Genomic DNA, 25,832 nt, shown 5'->3' on the forward strand with positions numbered 1-25,832 from the left:
CCGGAGGTCAGCGGAGGTCCATCCCGAGGTCCAGCGCGGGCGAGGAATGCGTGAGCGCTCCGACGGCGAGGAAATCCACACCGGACTCCGCGTACGCCCGCGCGACGTCCAGCCGCAGGCCGCCCGAGGATTCCAGCCTCGTCTTCGGCGAAACCTCGTCTCGCCGGTCGACGGCTTTCGCGCATTCGTCGGGGGTGAAGTTGTCCAGCAGCACCTCGTCGGCGCCCGCGGCGAGCGCCTCCTCCAGCTGGGCCAGGTCGTCGACCTCGACCTCGCAGTGCAGTTCCGGCGCGTGCTCGCGCGCGGCCGTGAGCGCGGCGGTCACCGAACCGGCGGCGACGACGTGGTTGTCCTTGATCAGCACCGCGTCACCGAGCCCGAGCCGGTGGTTCACCCCGCCGCCCGCCCGCACGGCGTACTTCTCCAGCAACCGCAGCCCGGGCAGTGTCTTGCGGGAATCCCTGACCCGGCAACCCGTTCCCTCCAGGGCGCTCACCCAGGCGGCGGTCGCGGTGGCGATACCGGACAGGTGACAGAGCAGGTTCAGCGCGGTGCGTTCGGCGGTGAGCAGACCGCGCACCGGGCCGCGGAGCACCAGCGCGGGCTCGCCGGCGGTCAGCCGGTCGCCGTCGTCACGGGCGGCCAGGATCTCCAGGCACGAGCCGAGCACGACGTCGAACACCGCCAGCGCCACCGGGATCCCGGCGACCACACCGGCCGTCCTCGGCGTGAGCTCGGCCAGCGCGCGGGCGGATTCGGGCACGGTGGCGTCCGTCGTCGCGTCGGGCCCGTACCGCAGATCCTCGGCCAGCGCCGTCGTGACGACACGGTGCACATCGGCGACGTCGAGACCGTGATCGGCCAGCGCCTTGGTGACCCACGGGGAGAATTCGCTCATGCCACACCCTCCAAAGCGATCGGATCGGCCAGTACCGGCTGCCCCGACGGACTGAGCCGGATGAGCTGGCCGCGTTGCCAGACGTTGTCGTCGCGTTCGGGGAAATCGGTCCGCACGTGGCAGCCGCGGGACTCCGTCCGGCGCGCCGCCGCCGCGACCAGTGCCTCCGCCACCAAGGTGAGCGCCGCGTCCTCCACGACCTGCGGAGTCCACAAAGGACTTTCGATGACCGAGAGATCCAGCACCGAACCCACGACCGAAAGACCTTCCGCGTCCCGGCCGATGGCGGCGTACCGGCTCATCGCCCGCTGCAACGCGTCACGATCGGCCACCGCGACCTTCGCCGGAGGCATGAGCACGCCGCGGCGCGGGTCGGCCAGCAAGCCGGCGGCGAGATCGATGGCGACCGCTTCCGCCACCCGCTGCCCGACGACCAGTCCTTCGAGCAAACTGTTGGAGGCCAGCCGATTCGCGCCGTGCAGACCGGTCCTGGCGACCTCGCCCGCCGCGTAGAGACCGCGGACGCCGGAGCGTCCGTCCACAGTGGTCACGACACCACCGCAGGCGAAATGCGCCGCGGGCGTGACCGGGATCGGCTCCTTCTCCGGGTCCAATCCGATCGCCGCGCACGCCGCGTGCACGGTCGGGAACCGCTTGGCGAACCCGGAGATCCCAGTCGCGTCAAGGAACACGTGGTCGTCGATACCGCCGGGTGCCCGCACCATCCGGCGCGTGATCGCCGCCGACACGACGTCCCGTGGCGCGAGATCGCCGAGCGGATGGACTCCCCGCATCACCGAAGCGCCCGTCGCGTCGTGCAACGTCGCGCCCTCGCCCCGCACCGCCTCGGTGACCAGCGGGAGACGGCCGCGCGCGCCGGGCGTGAACAGGACCGTCGGGTGGAACTGGACGAACTCGACGTCCGCGACCTGCGCCCCCGCGCGCAACGCGAGCGCCAGCCCGTCCCCCGTGGCGATCTCCGGATTCGACGTCGCCTGGTAGAGCTGCCCCAGCCCGCCGCTGGCCAGCAGCACCGCCGGCGCCCGGACTGCCCCGGGCACGCCGTTGCGGTCCAGGACGGTCACGCCGGCGACCTCGCCCGCGGGCGTGCGGATCGCATCGACGGCGATGTGGTGCTCCAGTACCGGGATCCGCCGGTCACCGGCCGTCGCGACCAGCGTCCGCTCGACCTCCGCGCCGGTCGCGTCGCCACCGGCGTGGATGACGCGGAACGCGCTGTGCCCGCCTTCCCGCGTCCGGGCGAGCTCGGGCCGTCCTTCGGCCGCCGGGTCGAAACGAGCGCCCTCGGCGCGCAGCCTGGCCACCGCGGCGGGGCCACCGGCGATGATCGACCGCACGGCGTCCTCGTCGCAGAGCCCGGCACCGGCGGTGAGCGTGTCCGCGGCGTGCTTGCCGACCGAGTCGCCTCGCTCGTGCTCGTTCTCCAGCACGACCGCGACCCCGCCCTGCGCCCAGCGGGTGTTCCCGTCGGAGACCGCGGCCTTGGTGACCACCAGGACGTGCAGGCCGAGCTCCTGTGCGCGCAGCGCCGCGGTCAGCCCGGCCACGCCGCTGCCGATCACCACGAGATCGGCGGCGGCCTCCCAGACCGGGTGGGTTTTCGCCTGAAGAGCGGTAACCGAGTCGGTCATTCTCCGCCGCCAGGCTGCCCGATCTCGATCATGCGCTGCACGGAAGCGCGGGCACGGGCGGCGGTCTCGGCGTCGACGTGGACCTCGTCGGCTCCCTCGCGCAGCGACCGCAGCAGGGCCGCCGGCGTGATCATCTTCATGTACCGGCAGGAGGCCCGGTCGTTCACCGCGCGGAAGTCGATCTCCGGCGCGGCCTTCCGCAGCTGGTGGATCATCCCGATCTCGGTGGCCACGAGCACCGACTTCGCCTTGGTGTCGCGGGCGGCGTGGACCATGTCGCCGGTCGAGAGGATCTTGACCCGCTCGGGGGCGACGGCGCCCTCGCCGGCGAGGTACAGCGCCGAGGTCGCGCAGCCGCATTCCGGGTGGATGAACAGGTCGGCGTCCGGGTTCTCCGAGGCACGCTCGGCCAGTTCGGCGCCGTTGATCCCGGCGTGCACGTGGCACTCCCCGGCCCAGATGTGCATGTTCTCCCGGCCGGTCACGCGTTTGACGTGCGCGCCGAGGAACTGGTCCGGCAGGAAGAGAACCTCCTGGTCAGCGGGGATGGAGGCGACCACGTCGACGGCGTTCGACGAGGTGCAGCAGATGTCGGTCTCCGCCTTGACCTCGGCCGTGGTGTTCACGTACGACACGACGACCGCGCCCGGGTGCTCGGCCTTCCAAGCACGCAGCTGGTCGCCGGTGATCGAGTCCGCGAGGGAGCAGCCCGCCCGCGCGTCCGGGATCAGGACCGTCTTCTCCGGCGCCAGGATCTTCGCCGTCTCGGCCATGAAGTGCACGCCACAGAAGACGATGGTGGACGCGTCGCTGCTCGCCGCGATGCGGCTGAGCGCGAGGGAGTCGCCGGTGAAGTCGGCGATGTCCTGGATCTCGGGGACCTGGTAGTTGTGCGCGAGCAGGACGGCGTCACGCTTGCGAGCGAGACTCCGCACCTCCTCCGCCCAAGCGGCGTCGGCGACAACTCCGCCGTACGGGGTCAGGTCGTTCTGCAGGGTGCTCGTCATCGTTCTGGCCCTCCTGGACCGATCTCCGGTTTTCGCCTTACAATCGAAAACCGTGCGAAGTCATCTTAACACCCAGACCCCCCTCGCCCACGAGGTTTTGGGAGCGGTCCTGCAAGTGCGCTCCGACACACTCCGGGTCCTGCTGTGGCGGCGCGCGCTCGATCCGCATCTGGGCCGCTGGTCCCTTCCCGGCGGCAGGCTTCGCCCGGATGAAGACGTCGAGGCGTCCATCCGGCGGCAGCTCGCGGAGAAGGTCGACGTACGCCAGTTGAAGCATGTGGAGCAACTGGCGGTCTTCAGCGCGCCGGACCGGGTGCCGGGACCCCGCGTGGTCGCGACGGCGTTCCTCGGCCTCGTACCGTCCGATGTGGACCCCGAGGTCCCCGAAGACACCGAGTGGCACGACGTTTCCGAGCTGCCGCGGACGGCGTTCGACCACGAGTCCATCGTGCTGCGCGCGCGGGACCGGCTGCGCTCGAAGCTCTGCTACACGAATCTCGGGTTCGCGCTCGCCCCGGAAGAGTTCACCGTATCGGCGTTGCGGGGCCTGTATTCGGCTGCGCTGGGTTACCGGGTGTCCGCGACGAACCTGCAGCGGGTGCTGTCCCGGCGCGGGCTGCTCGTCCCCACCGGGCACACCGCCCCACCCGGGCGCAGCGGCGGACGTCCGGCGGCACTCTTCTCCTTCGCGGGCAAGGGGATGCAGATCACCGACCCGTTCGCGGTCTTCCGCCCGCCCACCGCGAAGTGACCGTCCTGCGAAGTCCTCCCGGTCCCCGTACCTTGAACGGGTGACCGAGCCGAGCGAGGAGTCCACCGGGAAGGCGATCTTGCCGCTGTTCCCGCTACAGACCGTGCTGCTGCCCGGAACACACCTTCCGTTGCACATCTTCGAACCGCGATACCGGCAGCTGATGGCCGACCTCGTCGGCGAGGTCGTCCCGGACCGCGAGTTCGGGGTCGTCGCCCTGCGTTCGGCGATGGTCAGGGAGGTCAGCGGGCCGGAGCACATCCACGAGTTCGGCTGCAGCACGGTGCTGCGCGAGGCGAAACGGCTGCCGGACGGCAGATTCGACGTCGTCACCACCGCGCGGCGCCGGTTCCGCCTGCTCGAGATCGACCGCGTTTCCGCGCCGTACCTGATCGGCTCGGTCGAGTGGGTGCCCGACGACAAGGTCGCCACGGTGCACGGCGACACCGTGACCAGGCTCGCCGACGTCGCGAAGGCCGCGCACCGGCGCTACTGCGAATCCGCCTGGGACGCCGACGACTGGACGACGCCGCCCGACGACGGTGACATCGCGGCACTCGCGTACCGGCTCACCGCGGACTGCCTGCTCCCGCTGGAGGACCGGCAGCGTCTGCTGGAGGAGACCAACCCGCTGCGGCGGCTGCGGATCGCGTGCCGGCTGCTGACGCGGGAGGCCGGGTTCCTCAGCACGCTCGGCGCGGTCCCGATGCCGCCGGGGGAACTCGGCGAGTTCACGCGCCCCTCGAACCTGAACTGAGCGGACCTCGTGAGTGGTAAGGACGGTTCTAACCGTCCTTACCACTCACGAGACCCACTACTTACCGGACTCCGGCCCCTTCTCGGACCCGAACTTGCTCCACACCTTGCCCGCCGCCCCGGACACCGCCTCGCCGACGTCGCTGAAAACCTTGGTCAACGGGTCGGCCGAGCTGTTCCAGGAATCCTTGTACGACTTCGCGGCCGACTTCAGGTCGTCGGTCCAGTTGGACGAGGGCGCGTCCTCGTCGCGGCGCGGGTACTCGCCGGCCAGGATCCCCCGGTACTCCTCCGACGCGGCCCACTTCTGCAGTTGCGCGGCGCGCACGACGGCCAGCGGGTGCGACATCGTCTCGACGTAGCGCAGCTTCAGGTAGCTGTCCCGGATGTCCTCGACCGACTCGTATTCCGCCGCCTGCTGCAGGAAGGCCGGGATGTCGATCTTCGACGGATCGATCCCGCCCGCGACCAGGATCTGCGAGCGCAGCGCCGCCGTCGGGTCCTGGGAGCACAGCAGCCCGGCGCGGTCGCAGGACAGTTCGGCCTTGCGATACCACTCGCGCAGCGCCGCGATGACGACGCGGATGCCGATCGCGCTCACCGGCGTCCACGACATCGACATCTGCAGGCCGATCAGCCGGATCATGATCGTGCGGTACACCGCGTGCCCGGAAAGCACATGCCCCATCTCGTGCCCGATCACGAACCGCAGCGACGCGAGGTCCATCGCCTCGACGGCCGCGGTGTTGAGCACGATGAACGGCTCGTCCATGCCGATCGTCTGCGCGTTGACCTCGGGGCTGCGGGCGACGAACAGGTTCGGCACGCGGTCGAGGTCGAGCGTTTCGGCGCATTCGTTGCGCAGCTTGTCCAGTTCCGGATACTGCTTCGGGCCGACCCTGATCGCGGACGCGAGCGCCATCAGCCGCTCCCCGCGTTCGGCGTAGAAGCCCGAAACCGCCTTCACGACCTGAGCGAACCCGGGAACGGCGCGCAGCGTGGCCAGTGCGCCGCGGTCGACGGGGTGTTCGTAGGCGCGCGGGCTGATACCCGGGAAGCGGACGGCGTTGTGCCGGGAAACCTCGATGTCGTCGGTCAAGAAAGCCCCCTAGAGAAGTTGCCGCCCACCCTAGAGGAAATTCGTCAGCCGAGGCGGCGGCCCAGGTCTTCCCGTCCGTTCCACGCGGTCAGCAACGTGTACGCCAGCGTGGTCATCAACGGCGCGGCGAGCATGATCCACGGGGATTCGATCTGCGGCGCCTTCGCGATGACGTCGCCGATGGCGGGCGCCGCGGCGATCTCGTAACGGCCGTTGGCGAACGCGACGCCCATCGTCGTCCCCAGCCAGCCCGCGAGGGTCGCGCCGCCGGTCGCGGCGATCAGCACGACCGGGCCGCGGCGCTCCCGAAGAAGCCAGGTCACGATGCCGATCAGCAGCCCGGCGCCGAGCGCGAGGAAACCGTAGACGGCCAGGTCGTCGAAGCGGTGCCAGCTTTCCAGTTCCAGCGGGGCGAGGGTGCCGCGGTCGTTGATCACGCGCATCCGCTGGGGCGGCGCGAGCCTCGACCACAGCCAGGCCAGCGGGAAGCCGAGCAGCCCCGCCGTGGACAGGACGCTGACCGCCGGCAGCAGATCGGCCTTGACGACGACCTTGGGGTACGGACGGCGCGGCCTCGGCAGCACGGGCACCGACCAGGGGTCGGGCACGCTGGAAGACAGGTGCGCCGGTTTACCGGTCGTCTCGCCCAACCCCGGACTCCTCCCTCGTGCTGCTTGTGCAGAGCGTAACCAATGACGCCCCCAGCGCACGCGCCTCCACCGCGTTTCGTCCTCTGAATGCGGTGGTTGCGCGTGCAACCACCGCATTCAGAGGACGAAATGGGCGAAGTCAGCCGGCGAGTTCGCCGTGACGGCTGCACCGGGCCGTCCAGCCGACCGGGGTGATCTGGACGACCATCCGCCGCGCGCAGTACGTGCAGTAGCGCGGCGGTTCGAGCGCCGTTCTCGGGTTGTGGCAGGCGGGATGTTCCGCGCCACCGTCGGACGGCTGTCCACAGTGGACACAGAACGCCGGTCGGTCAGAGGACGTCACTGATGGCCTTCACCGGCATCTTCAGCTCGTCGAGCATCGCCAGGTCCGCCGTGGCCGGGCGGCCGAGGTTGGTCAGGTAGTTGCCGACGATGATCGCGTTGATGCCGCCGAGCATCCCCTGCTTGGTGCCCAGGTCGCCGAAGGTCAGCTCACGGCCGCCGGAGAAGCGGAGCAGCGGGCGGGGCATCGCCAGCCGGAACGCGGCCACGGTGCGCAGCGCGTCCTTGCCCTCGACGACCTCGTATCCCTCGTACGGCGTACCCGGCTGCGGGATGAGGAAGTTCATCGTGCACTCGTCCGGGTTCAGCTCGGCCAGCTGCGCGGCGAACTCGGCGCGCTGCTCGATGCTCTCCCCCATGCCGATGATGCCGCCGCAGCAGACCTCCATGCCCGCCTCGCGGATCATGCGCAGGGTCTCCCAGCGCTCTTCCCACGTATGCGTGGTGACGACGTTCGCGAAATGCGAGCGCGCGGTCTCCAGGTTGTGGTTGTAGCGGTGCACGCCCATCTCGACGAGCTCGTCGACCTGCTCCTGGGTGAGCATGCCGAGCGAGCAGGCGATCTGGATGTCGTTGCCGTCCTCGCGGATGGCCTTGATCCCCTCGCGGACCTGCGAGAGCAGCCGCTTGTCGGGGCCGCGGACGGCGGCGACGATGCAGAACTCGGTCGCGCCGGTCTCGGCGGTCTGGCGGGCGGCCTTGACCAGGCCGGGGATGTCCAGCCACGCCGACCGCACCGGCGTCGGGAAGCGGCCCGACTGCGAGCAGAAGTGGCAGTCCTCCGGGCAGCCGCCGGTCTTGAGGCTGATGATGCCCTCGACCTCGACCTCGGGGCCGCACCAGCGCATCCGGACCTCGTGGGCCAGGGCCAGCAGGTCGGTCAGGTGATCGTCGCCGAGCCGCAGGACCTCGAGGATCTGCTCTTCGCTGAGCCCGACACCACGCTCGAGGACCTGGTCACGCGCCACGGCGAGGATGTCGACGGTCTCCGGGGCAGTGGTCACGAGGCGGCTCCTGTTCGGGGTGGGGCGGTGAAGCAAAGGCACATCATCGTGCACGACCGGGGGCCTCGGCCACAGCGACGCAGGTCACTTCTGCGCCGACGCGCGGCCGACGAAGCATTCCGGGTCGAACTCCCCGCCGAACCACGGCGAGAGTCCGGCTTTGGCCCGGTCGGCGAACTCCTCGGGCCCGGCCGTGCCCAGCCCGGCGGGCAGCACGCCCAGCAGCGGGGCGCCGGCGGCGACCGGCAGGTCCCGCAGGTTCGACACCGCCGCCAGATCCGGCTCGTCCGGCCACGAACCGATGATCACCCCGGCCACGGTGAGCCCGCGTTTGGTGGCGACCTCGGCGGTCAGCGCGGTCGCGTTGAGCGTGCCCAGCCCGGCCTCGGCGACGATGATGACCAGCGCGCCCAGCGACCACGCGACGTCGGCCAGCGTGGCCCCGTCGGCGTCGAAACGGACCAGCAGGCCGCCCGCGCCCTCGATGAGCGTGAGGTCGTGCTCGCCGTTGAGGTCGCTCGCCGCGGCGGAAATCTCGCTCGGGCCCAGCGTCGGCAGTCCCGAGAGCCTGGCCGCCGCCTCCGGCGACAGCGGATCCGGATATCTCCGCAGCTCACGGGTGGTGACCGGACCGGCGAGCCGGAGCACGTCGGCGAGGTCGCCCGGTTCGTCCGGGCCCACTCCGGTCTGCGCCGGTTTCAGCACGGCGACACGCTGGCCCTGACCGGCGGCCAGAGCGGCGATGGCGGCGGTGGAGATCGTCTTGCCGACACCCGTACCGGTGCCGGTCATGACCAGCATGCTCACGTGCGTTGAATCTAGTGGGTCGGAGTGAAGGAACGCTGAACGGGACCGTCAGCTCCCCTGTTCGGGCACCGCCGCGACGACACCGACCGGCGTGAACGCCGGGCTCTCGTCGTCGGACAGGTAGACCTGCGCCGCCCCGACGTCGAAGTACATCCCGGTCAGATGCAGTTCGCCGCGTGCCTCCGCCTCGGCGATCAGCGGGTAGTGGCGCAGGTGCTCCAGCTGCTGCAGCACGTTCTGCAGGGCCAGCCGGTTGACCTCGGATTCCGGGCGTTCGCCGTCGAGGGTCACCGCCACCTTGCGGTTCGCGCTCGGCTCGGCGTGCCGCAGCCACGAAGCCAGCATCGGCGCGCCGTCCGGGGCGCCGGTGGCCAGCGCCTGCATCGCGCCACAGCCGGAATGCCCGCAGACCACGATCTCGCGCACCTTCAGCACCCCGACCGCGAACTCGACGGTGGCGCCCATCGACGGGTCGGCCCGGCGGGCGGGCACCAGGTTCCCGATGTTGCGGACGGTGAACAGATCGCCGGGACCGCTCGTGGTGATCATGTTCGGCACGATCCGAGCGTCACCGCAGGTGATGAACAGCGTGTGCGGCGACTGGCCACCCGCCAGTTTGCTGAGCGCGGGCTGCATGAGCGCGGCGGTGCGCCGCTGGAACTCGGTCGCCCCGCGCAGGGTGGGCCCGCCACGCTGGCCGGGCACCTCGATGTCCTTGGCCTGCCAGTCCGACCATGGCGCGAGGAACCGCGGTACCGAACGCATCGCGGCCGTCCTGGTCAGCGTGGGATCACCGGATTTGCCGTTGGCGAACCACGGATGCCCGATCTCGTCGACGGTCACCTGCCCGCCGGAGCGTTCGTGCGCCTGCTGCCAGTTCGACAGGCTTTCGAAGGCGGCGTGGTCGAGGTAGTCGACGACCAGCTCCAGGGTCACCTTCGCGCCGTCGGGCACGGTCGCGAGCACCCGGCTGAGCCTCGGCACCGAAAGGAACGTCAGGACGCCCTCGACGACGACGCGCCAATCGTCGCCGTCGCGTTCGGCGTGGATCCCGGACCACACCGTGCGGCGCAGCATCAGCAGTACCGAAAGCGCGATCCCGAGCAGGACGCCGGTAAGCAGGTCGAAGACGACGACCCCGGCGAGCGTCACGAGGTACAGCCCCAGGTCGCCGTGTTTGAGGACCTGCTTCATGTGTCCGGGGTTCACCAGTTTCGCGCCGACGTGGACGAGCAGGCCGGCCAGCGCGGCGAGCGGGATGTTCTGGATCAGCCCGGCGAACGCGGCGACGAACACCAGGATCCAGACGCCGTGCAGTATCGCGGACACGCGGGTGCGGGCGCCGGCGGCGACGTTCGTGGAGCTGCGGACGATCACGCCGGTGACCGGGAGGCCGCCCAGCGCGCCGGAAGTCATGTTCGCGGCGCCCTGCCCGATGAGCTCGCGGTCGAGGTTCGACCGCGGCCCGGTGTGCATCTTGTCGACGGCGACCGCCGACAGCAGGCTTTCCACGCTGGCGATCAGCGCGATGGTGATGACCGCGACGGCGAAGGCGCCCCAGCCCGCGTCCGGGAATTCCGGCGCGAAGCGGATGTTGAGCAGATCACCCGGCAGGTCGACGCGGGGCAGGGTCATCCCGGCGGCGACGGACAGCACGGTCACCAGCGCGATCGCGGCGAGCGGGCCGGGCACCTTGCGGACGGACTCGGGAAGCCGCGGCCACAGCAGCAGGACACCGATGGTGAGCACGCCGATCAACGCGGCGGTGTCGTGGTGGCCGACGATCTGCGCGGGCAGTTCGGCGATGTTCTTGAGTGCCGAACTCTGGGCCGTTCCGCCCAGTACGACATGGAGCTGGCCGAGGACGATCGTGACGCCGATACCGGCGAGCATGCCGTGGACGATGGCGGGCGAGATCGCGAGCGCCGCGCGGGCGATGCGGCTCAGCCCGAGCAGGATCTGAAGCGCGCCCGCGGCGACGGTGATCGCGCAGGTGGTCGCCCAGCCGAAGGTCGCGATGGTTTCGGCCATGATCACCGTCAACCCGGCGGCCGGACCACTGACCTGAAGCGGTGAGCCGCCGAGGGCTCCGGCGACCACACCTCCCACCACGGCGGCGATCAACCCCGCGACGATCGGCGCCCCTGACGCGAGAGCGATCCCGAGTGACAGCGGGACGGCGACGAGGAACACCACCAACGAGGCGGGCAGGTCGTACCGGAGCACGGCGAGGGGCTTTTTGATGATCACCATCATGATCACCAGGAAACTGGTGAATTGTCCGATATGCACCACCCTATCGAGTGAATATCACCCCACAGGAGAGTGGTGTGGCCCACTTTCGGCCCGTTTCGTTGCCCGGAGATGTCTCGCTCGTTGCGAAAAGCCTTACGGACTCCCGAATCCTGGGATGTATCGGTCGGCCGCCCGGCCAATGACCAAGCGCCGGACCGTGGTGGGTCGGGTTGGTCGTGAGTGGCGATTCGGGTTAGAACCCGAATCGCCACTCACGACCCCGGTGACCCACTCGGCACCGGCGCCCGTGCCCGCCTGAAGTCCGTGAAGGCCTCCTTCACTACCCTCAGGGTAAGCAAGGAGGCCTTCACGGACACATGATCAGCCCCAGCCAAACCCAGTAGGCACCCACGACGCTCTCGGCCCTGACCCGAATCGCCACTCACGACCCCAGCAAGCTCAGGACTTCACCGGGCTCGCCGCCGAAGTGAACGACCGCAGCGCCTCGTCGAGCAGGTACACGTTCGCCTTCCCGACGTCGAAGTACATCCCCGTCAGCCGGAGTTCGCCACGCGCCAGCGCGGCTTCCACCACCGGGTACGAGCGCAGGTTTTCCAGTTGCTGCACCACGTTGTGCAACGCGAGCAGGTCCGCCTCGTAGCCGGGATGGACACCGTCGAGCAGCACCGGCCCTTCGCTTTCCCTTCGCCGCACCGTCGCCTCGCCGTGGCGCAGCCAGCCACCGAGGCGCGTGAGACCGGCGGGCGCGTCACCGAGCAGCGCCTTCATCGCCCCGCAGCCGGAATGCCCGCACACCACCACTTCCCGCACCCGCAACAGCCCGACGGCGTACTCGATCGCCGCCCCCACCGAGAAATCCGCTTCGGCGCCGGCGTGCGGGACGAGATTTCCGATGTTCCGCACGGTGAACAGGTCTCCCGGCCCGCTGGTGGTGATCAGGTTCGGCACGATCCGCGCGTCGCCACAGGTGACGAACAACGTGTGCGGCCGTTGCCCGTTCGCCAGTCCGTCCCACGTGCTCCGCAGCAGCGGCGCCGTCCGCCGCTGGAACTCCGAAGCGCCACGGCACAACGGAACGCTGCCGCCGCGCTGGCTAGGCAGTTCGAGATGTTCGGCCTGCCATTGCGACCACGGCGCGAGCCATCGCGGCACCACGCGAGAGGCGACGCCGCGGCGCACGGTCGGGACGCCCGCCTTCCCGCGCCCGAACCACGGATGCCCGATCTCGTCGACGATCACGGTTCCCCCTGCGCGTTCGTACGCGCGCTGCCAGCCGCGCAGGCAATCGAAAGCGGCGTGGTCGAGGTAGTCGACGAACAGTTCGAGCGTGACTTCCGAATCTTCGGGGACTTCGGCCAGGACGGTCGTAAGCCTTGGCACGGAAAGGAAAGTGAGCGCCCCTTCGATGACGACGCGGATCCGCGGGCCGTCCCGTTCGACGTGGATCCCGGAGAACAGCATCCGGCGCAGCATCAGCGCGAGCGCCACCACGATCCCCGCGGCGACACCGGTGAGCAGGTTGACCGCGACCGCGCCGAGCAGGGTCGCGAGGTAGACCGGCACGTCACCGTGGCGGCGGACCTCACGGAGGTTGGCGAGGTTGACCAGTTTGGCGCCGACGTAGACGAGGAGACCGGCGAGCGCGGCGAGCGGGATCAGCCGCAGCGCGCCCGCCAGGAACAGGCAGCAGCCGAGGATCCAGACGCTGTGCAGGATCGCCGACATCCGGGTGCGGGCGCCCGCTTCGAAGTTGGTCATGGTGCGCACGACGACGCCGGTGACCGGGAATCCGCCGAGCGACCCGGAAGCGGCGTTCGCCAGGCCTTGTCCGATCAGTTCACGGTTGAGGTCGGTGCGTGGCCCCTCGCGGAGTTTGTCGATGGCGACGGCGGAAAGCAGGCTCTCCAGGCTGGCGATGAGCGCGATGGAGAGGACGGCGGCGATGATCGCGGCCCAGGACCCGGACGGCGCCTCGGGGACGAAACCCAGCCCTGGCAAGCCGTTCGGGAGGTCGACGCGCGGCAGGTCCATCCCGGCCGCGACGGAAAGGCCGGTCGCCAGCGCGACGGCGGCGAGCGGGCCGGGGACGCGGCGCACCGAACGCGGCATCCGCGTCCAGGCCAGCAGAACACCGACGGTGACGACACCGATCAGCGCGGCCTGGTCGTGGTGCCCGACGATCCGGCCCGGCAGCGCGAGGACGTTCTCGATCGCGGAACTCCGCGGCGTGCCACCGAGCACGACGTGCAGCTGGCCGAGGACCAGGATCAGGCCGATCCCGGCGAGCAGGCCGTGCACGATGGCAGGTGAGATCACCAAGCTCGCCCGCGCGACGCGGCAGACGCCGAAGAGGATCTGGACCAGGCCCGCCCCGGCGGTGATCGCGCAGGTGGCGGCCCAGCCGAAGGTGGCGATGGTCTCCGCGATGACGATGGTCAACGCGGCGGAGGGACCGCTGACTTGCAGAACGGAGGCGCCGAAGAGGCTCGCGACGATTCCGCCGACGACGGCGGAGATGAGTCCGGCGAGCAAGGGTGCGCCGGCGGCGTGTGCGACGCCGAGGGAAAGCGGGACTGCCACGAGGAAGACGACGACCGAAGCCGGGAGGTCGTGGCGGAGGTTCTTCAGGAGGGTCGATGCGGGATTGCGGCGGCCCGGAGGTCCGGTGTCGTGCTCGTCACCAACGATGTCGATCATGGGGGCAGGAAACCCGATCGGCGCGCAAAAGTCCGCTACGCAAAGGTTTCTCAGGTTTGCTTGTGCGCCGGGGAACTAGGACATATCACGCTTTCACGACAAAGCACCCGAGTTGGACCTCGATCGGACTCGCCCGTTCGCTTGACCAAGATCAACTCGCGACCACGCTCTGTACCCAGCGTGGCCTCTCCGGTTTGCTGTGGCCGCAGTCACACTCTTTGGGTTGAATTTCGCCGTTTTACGCTTTTTGTGCGGCGGAGACCATTGCGGAGGTGATCGCGGCGAGGTCGTCCGCCTCGGAGATGTAAGGCGGCATCGTGTAGATCAGGTTCCGGAACGGGCGCAGCCAGACCCCGTTCGCGGTGAGGATCTCGGTCGCCACCGCCATGTCCACGGGATGGTCCAGCTCCACCACGCCGATGGCGCCGAGCACTCGCACGTCGGCGACCGCGGGCAGCTCGCGAGCCGGTTCGAGCCCGGCCTTCAGCGCCGCCTCGATCCGCGGGACGTCGGACTTCCAGCCGCCTTCGGCCAGGATCCCCAGCGAGGCGTTGGCGACGGCCGAGGACAACGGGTTCGCCATGAACGTCGGGCCGTGCGCCAGCACCGGCAGCTCACCGCGCGAGATCCCGTCGGCGATCTCCGGCGTGCACAACGCCGCCGCCATCGTGAGGTAACCACCGGTCAGCGCCTTGCCGAGGCACAGGACGTCCGGCGTGACGCCGGCGTGCTCGGCGGCGAACATCGTGCCGGTGCGGCCGAAACCGGTGGCGATCTCGTCGAAGACGAGCAGGACGTCGTTGGCCTCGGTGATCTCGCGCAGCGCGCGCAGGTACGCGGGCGGGTGGAACCGCATCCCGCCGGCGCCCTGCACGACCGGCTCGACGATGACCGCGGCCAGCTCGCCCGCGTGCCGCCCGATCTCGGTCGCGAGCAGTTCGAGGTACGCCGGATCCGGCTCGTCGGCGAAACCGCCGGGCGGTTTGGGCAGGAACAGCTGGTCCGGCAGGATCCCGCGCCACAGCGAGTGCATCCCGCCCTCGGGATCGCAGACGCTCATCGGCGTGAACGTGTCGCCGTGGTAACCGCCGCGCCAGGTCATCAGGCGCCGCTTTTCCTTGCGCCCCAACGACTGCCAGTACTGCAGGCACATCTTGACGGCGACCTCGACCGACACCGACCCCGAGTCGCACAGGAAGACGTGCCGCAAGCCCTCCGGCGCGAGGTCGACCAGCGTCTTCGCCAGCCTGATCGCCGGTTCGTGGGTGAGCCCGCCGAACATCACGTGGCTCATCCGGCCCGCCTGCTCGGCCAGCGCCGCGTCCAGCACCGGGTTCCGGTAGCCGTGGATCGCCGCCCACCAGGACGACATGCCGTCGACCAGTTCACGGCCGTCGTCGAGGGTGAGCCGGACCCCGCTCGCCTCCCGCACGAGCAGGGAATCGATCGTGCTCGGCATCGGCCCGTACGGGTGCCAGACGTGTTCCGCGTCGAGCGCGAGGAGTTCGGCGGCGTCCATCCGGCGACCCTACGACACCCTCTCCTCAGCGCAGGCGCACAGGGAGGGTTTCCAGCCCGTGGACGAGAGTGCTTTCCCGCCACCGCAAGGTTTCCGGCTCGGCGTCCAGGCTCAGCGCCGGGAACCGCTCCAGCAGCCCGCGCAACGCGATCTCGGCCTCCAACCGGGCCAGCGGGGCACCGACGCAGTAATGGATACCGTGCCCGAACGCGAGATGCCCCGTCGCCGACCGCGTGACGTCCAGCCGGTGCGGGTCTTCGAACCGCCCGGCGTCACGGTTCGCGCCGAGCACGGAGACGAGCACGAATTCACCCGCCGGGATCTCGACGTCACCGACCGGGACGGGTTCACGGGTGAACCGGATGGTCGCCAGGTGGATCGCGCCGTCGTAGCGCAGGAACTCCTCGATCGCGCCGGGCAGCAGGGCGGGATCGGCACGGAGCGCGGCCAGCTGGTCCGGCTCGCGCAGCAGCGCGAAAACGCTGTTCGCGATCAGGTTGACCGTCGTCTCGAACCCCGCCACCAGCAGCAGGAACGCCATGGCCAGCAATTCCTCCGCGGAGAGCGAATCGCCTTCGTCGCTGGCGTGGATCAGGCCCGAAAGCAGGTCATCGGCGGGTTCGGCGCGCTTTTCCTCGATGAGGTCCACGAGATACGCGTGCATCTTCGCCGCCGCGGCTTGGAGTTCCTCCGGCGTCGACCAGGCGACCATCGTGTTCGACCACGTCGCGAACGCCGGCTGGTCGCCCGCGTGGACGCCGAGCAACTCGCAGATCACCCGGATCGGCAGCGGAACCGCGAAAGCGGGAAGCAGGTCGGCACGCTCCGCGTCGTCGATGCCGTCCAGCAGTTCCGCGGTGATCTGCTCGATCCTGGGCCGCAGCCGGGAAACGGTACGCGAAGTGAAGGCCTGGTTGACCAGTTTGCGCAGCCGGGTGTGGTCCGGCGGGTCCGAGTTGAGCATGTGCCCGCCGAGCGCGCGTACGGCGTTGTCGGCCGCGGATTCGAAGCCGTCCCGGTCGAAGAGCCGCCGGATGGCCGCCGGATCCTTGCCCACGCGGGAATCCGAAAGGAGCGCGCGGGCCTCGGCGTATCCGGTGACGATCCAGACGTCCAGACCGCGCGGCATCCGCACCTTGCGGGCCGGGCCTTCCGCTCGCAACAGCTCGGAGACCCGGTGTTCCTGGACGAGATCGTCGGCCAGGTTCCGCACGCTTTCGGCTGCCCCCATCGGTACGCCTCCCCGGCGCGCGGGTCAGCGTTCGGCCAGCGCGGCCACCACTCGCTCGGTCACTTCCGTCCAGTATGCCCGCTGTTCCTCGCGCTCGTCGGCGCCCGCGAGCCATTCCTGGTGGAACCGGAGCGTGGTCTTCTGCTCGGTGCCGCTCACCGTGATCTGCAGGGTCGAGTCGTGGTCCCAGTCCTTCGGTCGCCAGGTCAGCCGGAGCTTGTCGCCCTCGGACCGGCCGCGGATCTCGCCGGTCGTCCCGTTCGCCGTCTCGTACGCCGCGCCCAGCTCGGTGCCGAGCTCGGCGCCCGGGCCGAGCCAGATCCCCACGCCCTCGCGTCCGACCAGGAAGTCCCAGACCTGGGTGCTGGTGAACGGCACCGTCTGGGAAACGCCTACCTGCCAACCACTTCCGGCTGTTTTGGCCGTTGCTTTTGCCACCGGGCCATCATCCCATCGGGTGTACCGTGCGACAGTCACCGGTCCGGGTGGAGGATCTCTGTCTGTGCGCTACCGTCCGATTTCTCCCACTCTGCTGGTCTCCGAATTGACCCAGCGCATCACGGCGATCACGGGCCGCCGCCGGATCGCGGTCGCGATCGACGGCGCGGCCGGTGCGACCAACACCACAGAACTCGCCGATGCCCTGGTCGATCCCCTGCGGATCGCCGGTCACGCGGCGTTGCGGGTCTCGGCGAACGACTTCCTCAGGTCGGCCTCGCTGCGCTTCGAACGCGGCAAGGAGGACCCGGATTCTCGCTACAGCGACTGGCTCGACCTCGGCGCCCTGCGTCGCGAGGTGCTGGACCCGCTCGCCGAAGACGGCAGCGGCCTGGTTCTCCCGTCGCTGTGGGACCCGGTCCGTGATCGCGCCACGCGTGCCGAACGCGTCACACTGCCCGGGGGCGGCGTCGTCCTGCTGGACGGTGAGTTTCTCTTCGGCGCCGGGCTCCCTTTCGACCTGAGCGTGCACCTGTGGCTCTCGCCCGCGGCACTCAAGCGGCGGGTGCCCGAGGAATGGGCGCTCCCCGCCTACGAACGCTACGAACGGGAAGTCGGCCCGTCAGCGTTGTCCGACGTGGTGATCCGCGTCGACGATCCGAAGCATCCGGCGCGCTACGAACCTTGACTCCTCAGCGCACCGCCGCGACGGGGTCGCCGTCGAGCAGCCCGGAAAGCCTGCCCGCCATGGTGTCCCAGCGCCAGTTCTCGCCGACCCATTCGCGGCCCGCGGCACCCATCCGCCGCGCCCGCACCGGATCCGCCAGCAACGCGGCCAGCGTCTCCCGCAGCTGCTGCCCGTCACGCCCGTCGACCACGTGCCCTGTGACCTCGTCAAGCACCGTTTCCGGCGCGCCACCGGAATTCCCGGCGACGACCGGCAGCCCGGTCGCCGAGGCCTCCAGGTACACGATGCCCAGGCCTTCGACGTCGAGCCCCTTCCCGCGCGTCCGCGCCGGCATCGCGAAGACGTCACCCGCGTTGTAGTGCGCGGGCAGCTCCTTCCACGGCACCGAGCCGGTGATGACGACGCTGTCTTCGACGCCCAGCGCCTCGACGAGCCCGGTGAGTGTCTTGCGGTACGGGCCGCCGCCGACGAGCAGCAGCGCCACGTCCGGGATCCGTTTGCGGAGTTCGGGCAGGATGTTGATCAGCATGTCCTGGCCCTTGCGCGGGACCAGCCGCGAAACGCATACGATCGTCGGACGGTCGCCGAGCCCGTGCCGCTCGCGGATCTCCTTGCCCGCGGCCGGATCCGGGCGGTAGAGCGCGGTGTCGACACCGCACGGGAGCATCTCCAGCCCCGCCATCGGGCCGAAGGCGGCCGAGAACCGGGAGCGCGTGTACTTGCTGACGTAGGTGATCACGTCGACGGTGTCGCCGATCCGCCGCAACGCCTGCCGGGAGCCCGGCAGCATCGACCAGCCGACCTCGTGGCCGTGCGTCGACGCCAGCACCCGGCGGGCGCCCGCCGACCGCAGCGGATGCCCCAGCAGCGCCAGCGGCGCCGCGGCGCCGAACCAGACGGCCTCGCAGTCGCGGGCACGCATGATCTCCTTGGCCCGTTTGAGGACGTCCGGGGTCGGCAGCATCAGCGACGTCGGATGGCGCACCACCTCGAAGGGGGCGGCGGCGTCGAACTCGCCGTGCGAGCCGGTGCTCGATTCCCAGGACGGCGCGTAGACGACCAGGTCGTCCGCGGGCAGGCGGGTGGCCAGCGAGTTCAGGTAGTTCTGGATACCGCCTGGCCGGGGCGGGAAGTCGTTGGTCACCAGCAGGGTCCTCAGCACCCCTGCAGGCTACTTGGCCCCTGGCACGCGAAAGGGGCGGCACCGCCTGCGCGGTACCGCCCCGTTTTCGGTCGTTCGTCAGGCCGTCGGGCGACGGGCGCCGACGTAGTTGTTCTGCAGCGGCGACACCTTGACGACGTCACCGGTGGTCGGCGCGTGCACCATCATGCCGTTGCCGACGTACATGCCGACGTGCGAAACCGGCGAGTTGTAGAACACCAGGTCACCCGGCTGGAGCTGCGAACGCTGCACCGCGGCGCCGAAGGTCGACTGCTGGCGGCTGGACCGCGGAAGGGTGAGCCCAGCCTGCTTGTACGCCCAGAGCATCAGACCGGAGCAGTCGAAGGACGACGGGCCGGTGTCGCCCCAGCCGTACGGGCTGCCGAGCTTGCTCTTCGCGGCCGAGAGGGCGGTCGCCGCGGCGGGACCCGGAGCGGGCACGTTGGGGAACGCGCCGCCCTTGTCCTTCTGGGCGTTGCGGTCCGAAGCGCTGAGGTTGTTGCTGGCCCGCTGGATCTCCGCGAGCTGGTCGTTCAGCGTCTTCTGCCGCGCCTCGATGTCCGTGGTCAGCTTGGCGGCCGTGTCACGGGCGGCGGTGGCCGCGTTCTGCGCGTCCGCCGCCTGCTTGGCCGCGGCCGCGGCCTGGGCGACGGCACCGCTCAGGTTGTTCAGGGCGGTGTTCTTGTTCGCGGCGAGGACCTCGAGCGCCGAGGAGCGCTCCAGGAAGTCCTGGGTCGAGGCGCCCGACAGCAGCGACGACAGCTTGTTCAGCTGCACACCGCTGGTGAAGGACGCACCGGCGAACCGGTTCACCTCGGCCTGGAACGTCTTCTCGTCACCGGCCGCCTTGACGCCGAGTTCCTTGGCGGCGGCGGCGTCGGCGGTCGCCTTGTCGAGCTCGCTCTGCTTCGCGGCGAGGTCGTCCTTCGCCTTGAGGAGGTCTTCGTTCGCCTTCTCCGCCTGTGCCGCGAGGTCGCGGTACTTGGCGAGCGCGTCCGAGCCGGACGGGGGTTGTTGGAGGGCGGGGCCTGGGGCGGCAGTGGCGGGGGCCTGGACGACGGTCACCGCGGTGATCACCGCGGCCGCGGCCAAAGCTCCTGACACCACGCGCTTCACTGGATGCGACTGCACGGTCGCGCGTGTCTCCTTTGCTGTCGGCCACCGACTCGGAACCCGGAACGAAGAGGTCGGGGGCCCTCTTCCGCGGAGCCGCGACGCCGGCCGTGAGACCCGCGCGGTTCCCCGCGTTCCCGCCTTGCGCCTGGCCGAGAGCTATCGCAACAGGTTTGACGCACGGCTGGTTCTGCTGCAACTCCCCGACAAAGCTGCCTCGGTGGCGATCCCGTGTCGTCGTCTGGCGACGACTTCCGGCCACGAGATCTCGGACAGGTTACGAAACCGCGGGCACGACGTCCACCATGGCGGGCGCAAAAACTCTCCGTGATGCGCCGAAACACCTTCGGACCAGCATGAGCGGAAAGATGTGACGGGCGTTACATCCTGGGACCTGTCGCGACTACCTACCGTTCACCCGATCGGATCGACCACTCGTCGAATGTCCCGGTAGTGGCGTGTCTCAGGCCGACTTCCGGCGCTCCTGCTCCACGATCGCGACCATCCGGAGGCGCGGGATCATCCCCGCCTCCGCGAGCGCGTCGACCGCTTTCCGTTCGTCGGCGTCCCATTCGAGCGCCGGCGGCGCGCCGAGGAGGACGCTGACGACACAGTCATGACATGCGTCACCGCGGACCGCGCACCGGTCGCAATCGATGACGAGCGTCTCTATGTCCGCTATGTCGGCGATGGCCTTGTCATGCATCTCGGACTCCTCACTTTCAGTGGTGAGGTGCACATTAAGAGCGACCACCGACAGTTTCGGGCCTCGTGAGTGGTAAAGACGGTTAGAACCGTCTTTACCGCTCACGAGGCCCGAGTTGTCCACAACCTCTCCCACCATCCACAACTTTCGCCCGTACCTCCTTTTCGGCCTCCCTCCCCAGCCACCGTGGACGTGTGCCCCTACACAAACGCTGGTCGGAAGAAGCCATCCCGGCCGAACAACGACCGAGCTGGCCGGTCCTCCTGCAGGAACAGCACGGCATAGTGACCAGGGCCCAGCTTCTGGCCTATGGACACAGCAAGGCCGACATCGTCGCGAACTTGCAGGCAGGGCGCTGGCAGCGTGTTCTGCCGCGGGTCTACGCGACTTTCACAGGCCTTCTCCTGAGGTCGGCCAGGATTCATGCCGCGCTCCGCTACGGAGGCGGGCACGCGGTGCTGAGCCATCGCACCGCGGCTGAGGAATGGCGCCTCCTGCCGGTCCAGGAGGGGCCGATCGAGATCACCGTGCCCTATTCCAGTTCCGCGATTTCCCAGCCTTCACTGGTGAAAGTGCACCGGTCGCGAGCGCTCCCGTACTCCGCCGCCGAGGCATGGCCGCCGCGTACCAAACCCACGGACACGATCGTCGATCTGGCGGCCTCCCAGGCCAACGCACGAGACGCGGTGAACGTCGTCGTCGACCTTGTCAGCCGGAGCAAAGTCCCGGTCTCCGCGATGCGGGACTGCGTCTCGATGCGTCCGCCTTTCCGCTTCCGCGCCGAGATCCAGCGAGGTCTCGAACTGGTGGCCGGAGGTCTCATGTCAGCACTCGAAGTGGAGTTCAAGGAGCAGGTCGAGGAAAGACACGGCCTGCCGCCGGGGGACCGGCAGACAGCGGTCGAAGTCGACGGAAAGACGTTGTGGGAGGACGTCACCTACGACTCGCGAGGCGCGGCGCTGACCGTCCGTCTGGACGGGCGAGCCACCCACGCGATGGCCGCCGTCGCGTTCCGGGACCGTCGGCGGGACAACGCGGCCGAACTCGCCGGCCGGGCACGCCTGGTCTACGGCTGGCAGGACGTCCGGAATTCGCCGTGCCAGGTCGCGGCCGAGGTGCGGATGGTCCTCATGCGGGAGGGGTGGCGACCGACGGCCGAACGCGTCACCTGCCCGACCTGCTCGTGAGTGGTAAGGACGGTTCTAACCGTCCTTACCACTCACGAGGGGACCTGGACCAGCCTTAACGTGCCGTTGCCGGCGTTCTGGTGTCCGTGAAGGCCTCCTTCCCTACCTTGAGCGTAGGGAAGGAGGCCTTCACGGACCCGCGACCGACCGGCAGCCGCCTCCGGTAGGTACGCAAGACACCGTTGGCTCTAACCGTCATTACCACTCACGAGACGCGCCCCAACGCCCACTCGACGCGCGATCGCTCAAGTGGCGATCACACCTCACACTCGGCTGAGCCGCGACACCAGCACCGCGGAAGGCACCGGGTGCGCGCCCTTGCGCCGCACCGAGTCCGCCACCGCCCGGTCCGTGCTCGCGACCACCATCGGCCGCCCGGGCGGCTCCGCCGCGACCAGGGACCGGATGACGTCGTCCGCGAGGACACCGCGTTCGGAGAACAGCACCCGCACCCCTCGCGGCACCGCCGCGGGCACGGAGAGCACACCGGCGCCGTCGAACACCACGGTGACCTCGGCCGAAGTCCGCGCGGCGAGCGCGGAGAGCTGGTGGATCAGCCGGTCGCGCTGGTCGGACAGCGCCAGCTCCGGATATCCGGTCTTCGTGACGTTGTAGCCGTCGACGATCAGGTGCACGTTGGGCAGCGCGAGATGCCGGTCGAGCCCGGTGACGTCCTGGATCTTGCCGCCCGCCCCGATACCCGACGTCGCGCCGCGGACCATGTCCGCCGGTCGCTGCCCCCGCGCGCTCACCGAAAGTTCCCGGCGCAGCCCGCCGACCGCGCCTTCGATCGTGTCCAGCAGCAGCCCGAGCCTGACCTCGTCGGCCTGACGCGCCTCGCGGGCGGACTGCCGGGCGATCTCGGCGTCCGTGACGGCCTTCTCGGCCCGCGCCCGCTCCGCCGCGACACGCTGCCTCTCACGGTCCAGCTGGGCCTTCAGCGCCTTGATCTCCTCCGCGCTCTCAGCGCCTCCGCTCTCCATCCGAGCGTGAGCCTCGGCGACGGCGTCCTTCGCCTGGCGCAGCTGGACACCTTGTTCCCGCAAACGCTTCAGCAGCTTCTCGACCTCGGCGTCGCGTTCTCCCCGCGCACCACTGGCGATTTCCTTGGCCTCGCGCAACTCTTCGCGCAGCTGGGCCAGTTCGGTCTCCAGCCGCTGGTTGCGGGCCAGCGCGGCGTCGCGTTCGGCGCGCAACGCCGTCTCCTCGGCGTTCTTCGCCACCAGCCGGACCCGTCCGGCCGCGCCGGCCTCGCCGAGGAGCACGGCGGCGGCCGCGGCGGCGACGGAATCGGGGGCGTTCGGGTCGAGGGCGTCCTTGCGGTGGTCGCGCAGCCATTCGGTGACCGCGACCCGGAACTGCGACGACTCCCCCAACGCGGCGAGCAACGCCGTCCCGCCGAGTTTCGCGCGTTTCGCCGGGGCGAACTTCGCGACCGGGCGCAGTTGCCTCGGCACGTCGGCGACCGGCAGCTTGCCGACGGCGGCGGCCGCCAGCTCGGCGATCCGCTCGCGTACGGTCTCCGGCAAGGACGTCCAGCCTTCGGCGGGCACCTCTTCGGACGGCTCCTGCGCGCCCGCGGACGCCACGACACCCGAGAGGCCGCCGATGGCGTCCTCGGGCGATTCGGGCACTGCGGGCTGCGGTTGCATCGCTCCAGCGTAGGCCCCATCCCCTCGGGGCGCGCTCGATGGGACACCCCGGGATTGTCGGTGCCCGCCCCTACTGTGCCCGACCATGGACACCGGACGGCGGCCCGGCGCGGCGCAACTCGCCTTCGACGAGCTGGGAACTCCCTTGCGGGACATCACTTTCGTCGTATTCGACCTGGAGACCACGGGGACGAAACCCGGTCCGGACGGGATCACCGAGATCGGGGCGGTCAAGATCCGCGCCGGCGAGGTCGTCGGCGAATTCGCCACCTTCGTCAATCCGGGGATGCCGATCCCGCCGCAGATCGTCGAGCTCACCGGCATCACCGGCGCGATGGTCTACGACGCTCCCCGCATCGAGCGCGTGCTGCCCGCCTTCCTCGAGTTCATCTCCGGTGCCGTGCTCGTCGCGCACAACGCCGCCTTCGACACCGGCTTCATGCGCGCGGCCTGCGAAGGCCACGGCTACCACTGGCCGAAGACGGCCGTCGTCTGCACGGTCCGGCTCGCCCGCCGGGTCATCTCCCGCGACGAGACGCCCAGCTACCGGCTTTCCGCGCTGGCCGCGTTGTTCGGCGCGCGCACGACGCCCAACCACCGCGCGCTCGCGGACGCGCGCGCCACCGTCGACGTCCTGCACGCCCTGCTGGAACGGGTGGGCAACCTCGGCGTCCACACTCTCGAGGAACTGCTGGACTACCTGCCCGAGGTGACCGCCGCCCAGCGCCGCAAACGCTCGCTGGCCGAGCATCTGCCATCGAGGCCCGGCGTCTACCTGTTCCGCGGCCCGAGCGACGAGGTCCTCTACGTCGGGACGTCGTCCGATCTGCGCCGCCGGGTCCGGCAGTACTTCACCGGTTCGGAGAGCCGCGGCCGGATCCGGGAGATGGTCGCGCTGGCCGAACGGGTCGACGCGGTGGAATGCGCGCACGCGCTGGAGGCCGCCGTCCGGGAGCTGCGGCTGATCGCCGCCCACCGCCCGATGTACAACCGCCGTTCCAAGAACCCACGGCACGCGTGGTGGGTCGCGCTGACCGAGGAGGCGTTCCCCCGCCTGTCGGTGGTCCGCATGCCGCGAGACGGGATGCTGGGGCCCTTTCGCACCCAGATCGACGCCCGGACCGCCGCGGACACCCTCGCCGGTGCCTCGGGCCTGCGGACGTGCACCCAGCGCATCTCGGCCACCGCGCCGAACGGGACGCCTTGTGTCCTCGCCGAGCTCGGGCGCTGCGGGGCGCCGTGCGCCGGCAAACAGACGGTCGAGGCGTACCGGCCGAGTGTGCTGGCGGTGTCCGGGCTCATCGCCGGGACGGACGGACGTCCGCTGCGGGCCGCCGCCGATCACCTGGCCCGGCTGTCCGCGGCGGAACACTACGAACAGGCCGCCCAGCATCGCGATCACCTGGCCGGGCTGATCCGCGCGGTCGGCCGCGCGCACCGGCAGTCGGCGCTGGCGGGCATCCCGGAGCTGATCGCCGCCGGGCCGGACGGGAACGGCGGCTGGGAACTGGCGGTGATCCGGCACGGCAGGCTCGCGTCGGCGGGTGTCGCGCGGCGCGGGGTGCCGCCGATGCCGGTCGTCGAGATGCTCGTGGCCTCGGCGGAGACGGTGATCCCGGGACCCGGCCCGCTCTTCGGCGCGATCCCCGAGGAGATCGGCATCCTCCTGCGCTGGCTGACCCGCCCGGGTGTCCGGCTCGTGCGCACGACGCATCCGTGGGCGGAGCCCGCCGCCGCGGGCGGCTGGCAGGAGTGGCTCGACCTGGCGGCGAGCGCGACGGCACTGGAACGGGTGGCGGGCTAGGATTCCGGCACCGGATTCATTGACGTAGGAGGCGCTGTAGTGATCACCGCGATCGTGCTGGTCCAGGTCGAGGCCGATGCCATCCCCGAGGCGGCACAGGCGATCGCGGACATCGAGGGCGTCCGCGAGGTCTACTCCTGCGCGGGCGACGTCGACCTGATCGCTTCGGTCCGCGTCGCGGCCCACGAAGACCTCGCGGATCTGATCCCGGCGAAGATCGGCAAGGTCCCCGGCGTGCTGAACACGGTCACGCATATCGCGTTCCGCTCGTACTCGAAGGCCGACAGCGAGTCCGCGTTCGACATCGGCGTCGAAGGCGCCTGAGAATTCCTGTCCGGACACTCGCCACAAGAGTGATTTCCTGACTCGTCCAAGCGGATCTTGCGCGAATCGGACATCAGCGGTTAGGTGAA

General features: G+C 70.0%; 23 protein-coding genes. 6 read left to right on the top strand and 17 right to left on the bottom strand.

The window, feature by feature from the left end; all coding sequences use genetic code 11:
- Positions 1-7: 7 nt before the first annotated feature.
- The 3 genes from nadC to nadA are packed head-to-tail and all read right to left on the bottom strand — an operon-like array spanning position 8 to position 3,557.
- On the bottom strand, positions 8-898 hold the full coding sequence (nadC, locus tag AC0685_RS21855) for a carboxylating nicotinate-nucleotide diphosphorylase (RefSeq protein ID WP_478227228.1): 891 nt from the start codon (positions 896-898) through the stop codon (positions 8-10).
- On the bottom strand, positions 895-2,550 hold the full coding sequence (locus tag AC0685_RS21860; protein WP_478227229.1) for an L-aspartate oxidase: 1,656 nt from the start codon (positions 2,548-2,550) through the stop codon (positions 895-897). The genes nadC and AC0685_RS21860 overlap by 4 nt, the downstream gene beginning before the upstream one ends.
- Positions 2,547-3,557: a quinolinate synthase NadA gene (gene nadA / locus AC0685_RS21865; protein WP_037344779.1), complete on the bottom strand. Its 1,011-nt coding sequence runs from the start codon at positions 3,555-3,557 to the stop codon at positions 2,547-2,549. The genes AC0685_RS21860 and nadA overlap by 4 nt, the downstream gene beginning before the upstream one ends.
- Before the next feature lie 115 nt (positions 3,558-3,672).
- Between nadA and AC0685_RS21870 the strand changes: the two genes are divergently transcribed.
- Positions 3,673-4,308: an NUDIX hydrolase gene (locus AC0685_RS21870; protein WP_478227230.1), complete on the top strand. Its 636-nt coding sequence runs from the start codon at positions 3,673-3,675 to the stop codon at positions 4,306-4,308.
- 40 nt (positions 4,309-4,348) lie between these two features.
- The gene (locus AC0685_RS21875; RefSeq protein ID WP_478227231.1) at positions 4,349-5,065 is read left to right on the top strand and encodes an LON peptidase substrate-binding domain-containing protein; all 717 of its coding nucleotides are present in this window, start codon (positions 4,349-4,351) and stop codon (positions 5,063-5,065) included.
- 57 nt (positions 5,066-5,122) lie between these two features.
- Here AC0685_RS21875 and AC0685_RS21880 read toward each other — a convergent pair whose 3' ends face one another.
- From AC0685_RS21880 to AC0685_RS21925, 10 genes are all read right to left on the bottom strand, one after another.
- Positions 5,123-6,163 (bottom strand): M48 family metallopeptidase, encoded by a 1,041-nt coding sequence (locus tag AC0685_RS21880; RefSeq protein ID WP_219150237.1) that lies wholly within the window; start codon positions 6,161-6,163, stop codon positions 5,123-5,125.
- 44 nt (positions 6,164-6,207) lie between these two features.
- Positions 6,208-6,813: a DUF2567 domain-containing protein gene (locus tag AC0685_RS21885; RefSeq protein ID WP_478227232.1), complete on the bottom strand. Its 606-nt coding sequence runs from the start codon at positions 6,811-6,813 to the stop codon at positions 6,208-6,210.
- A gap of 139 nt (positions 6,814-6,952) precedes the next feature.
- The gene (gene bsaP / locus AC0685_RS21890; RefSeq protein ID WP_125684417.1) at positions 6,953-7,156 is read right to left on the bottom strand and encodes a biotin synthase auxiliary protein BsaP; all 204 of its coding nucleotides are present in this window, start codon (positions 7,154-7,156) and stop codon (positions 6,953-6,955) included.
- The gene (bioB, locus tag AC0685_RS21895) at positions 7,143-8,159 is read right to left on the bottom strand and encodes a biotin synthase BioB (protein WP_400562928.1); all 1,017 of its coding nucleotides are present in this window, start codon (positions 8,157-8,159) and stop codon (positions 7,143-7,145) included. The genes bsaP and bioB overlap by 14 nt, the downstream gene beginning before the upstream one ends.
- A gap of 84 nt (positions 8,160-8,243) precedes the next feature.
- A complete protein-coding gene (gene bioD, locus AC0685_RS21900) occupies positions 8,244-8,966 on the bottom strand; it encodes a dethiobiotin synthase (RefSeq protein ID WP_478227233.1) in 723 nt (240 codons plus the stop codon).
- A gap of 48 nt (positions 8,967-9,014) precedes the next feature.
- A complete protein-coding gene (locus tag AC0685_RS21905) occupies positions 9,015-11,222 on the bottom strand; it encodes a SulP family inorganic anion transporter (RefSeq protein WP_478227291.1) in 2,208 nt (735 codons plus the stop codon).
- A 438-nt stretch (positions 11,223-11,660) separates the two neighbouring features.
- The gene (locus AC0685_RS21910) at positions 11,661-13,919 is read right to left on the bottom strand and encodes a bifunctional SulP family inorganic anion transporter/carbonic anhydrase (RefSeq protein WP_478227234.1); all 2,259 of its coding nucleotides are present in this window, start codon (positions 13,917-13,919) and stop codon (positions 11,661-11,663) included.
- 238 nt (positions 13,920-14,157) lie between these two features.
- Complete coding sequence (locus tag AC0685_RS21915) at positions 14,158-15,438, bottom strand: adenosylmethionine--8-amino-7-oxononanoate transaminase (protein WP_478227235.1); 1,281 nt, start codon at positions 15,436-15,438, stop codon at positions 14,158-14,160.
- Positions 15,439-15,463: 25 nt separating this feature from the next.
- Positions 15,464-16,669 carry a cytochrome P450 family protein gene (locus AC0685_RS21920; RefSeq protein ID WP_478227236.1) on the bottom strand — a complete coding sequence of 402 codons (1,206 nt, stop codon included), beginning with the start codon at positions 16,667-16,669 and terminating at the stop codon, positions 15,464-15,466.
- A gap of 24 nt (positions 16,670-16,693) precedes the next feature.
- Positions 16,694-17,047: an SRPBCC domain-containing protein gene (locus AC0685_RS21925; RefSeq protein ID WP_478227237.1), complete on the bottom strand. Its 354-nt coding sequence runs from the start codon at positions 17,045-17,047 to the stop codon at positions 16,694-16,696.
- A 124-nt stretch (positions 17,048-17,171) separates the two neighbouring features.
- On the opposite strand from AC0685_RS21925, the gene AC0685_RS21930 reads away from it, so the two are divergent.
- Complete coding sequence (locus AC0685_RS21930; protein WP_478227238.1) at positions 17,172-17,795, top strand: nucleoside/nucleotide kinase family protein; 624 nt, start codon at positions 17,172-17,174, stop codon at positions 17,793-17,795.
- A 4-nt stretch (positions 17,796-17,799) separates the two neighbouring features.
- Here the strand turns inward: AC0685_RS21930 and AC0685_RS21935 are convergent, their stop codons facing one another.
- The 3 genes from AC0685_RS21935 to AC0685_RS21945 all read right to left on the bottom strand — a co-directional run bounded on the left by AC0685_RS21935 (position 17,800) and on the right by AC0685_RS21945 (position 20,776).
- Positions 17,800-18,957 carry a glycosyltransferase family 4 protein gene (locus AC0685_RS21935; protein ID WP_478227239.1) on the bottom strand — a complete coding sequence of 386 codons (1,158 nt, stop codon included), beginning with the start codon at positions 18,955-18,957 and terminating at the stop codon, positions 17,800-17,802.
- Between the two features lie 78 nt (positions 18,958-19,035).
- On the bottom strand, positions 19,036-20,088 hold the full coding sequence (locus tag AC0685_RS21940; protein ID WP_478227240.1) for a C40 family peptidase: 1,053 nt from the start codon (positions 20,086-20,088) through the stop codon (positions 19,036-19,038).
- Between the two features lie 445 nt (positions 20,089-20,533).
- Positions 20,534-20,776 (bottom strand): hypothetical protein, encoded by a 243-nt coding sequence (locus AC0685_RS21945; protein WP_340687502.1) that lies wholly within the window; start codon positions 20,774-20,776, stop codon positions 20,534-20,536.
- Between the two features lie 194 nt (positions 20,777-20,970).
- Between AC0685_RS21945 and AC0685_RS21950 the strand changes: the two genes are divergently transcribed.
- Positions 20,971-21,963, top strand: coding sequence for a hypothetical protein (locus tag AC0685_RS21950; RefSeq protein ID WP_478227241.1), 993 nt, complete (start codon positions 20,971-20,973; stop codon positions 21,961-21,963).
- A gap of 263 nt (positions 21,964-22,226) precedes the next feature.
- On the opposite strand, the gene AC0685_RS21955 is transcribed toward AC0685_RS21950, so the two are convergent.
- Complete coding sequence (locus AC0685_RS21955; protein ID WP_478227242.1) at positions 22,227-23,615, bottom strand: NYN domain-containing protein; 1,389 nt, start codon at positions 23,613-23,615, stop codon at positions 22,227-22,229.
- A gap of 85 nt (positions 23,616-23,700) precedes the next feature.
- Here AC0685_RS21955 and AC0685_RS21960 point away from each other — a divergent pair, with 85 nt between their 5' ends.
- A complete protein-coding gene (locus AC0685_RS21960) occupies positions 23,701-25,419 on the top strand; it encodes a DEDD exonuclease domain-containing protein (RefSeq protein ID WP_478227243.1) in 1,719 nt (572 codons plus the stop codon).
- A gap of 39 nt (positions 25,420-25,458) precedes the next feature.
- Positions 25,459-25,743, top strand: coding sequence for an Lrp/AsnC family transcriptional regulator (locus AC0685_RS21965; protein ID WP_340687499.1), 285 nt, complete (start codon positions 25,459-25,461; stop codon positions 25,741-25,743).
- The last annotated feature ends 89 nt before the right edge of the window (positions 25,744-25,832 follow it).

This window comes from Amycolatopsis sp. NPDC043889, assembly GCF_056435645.1.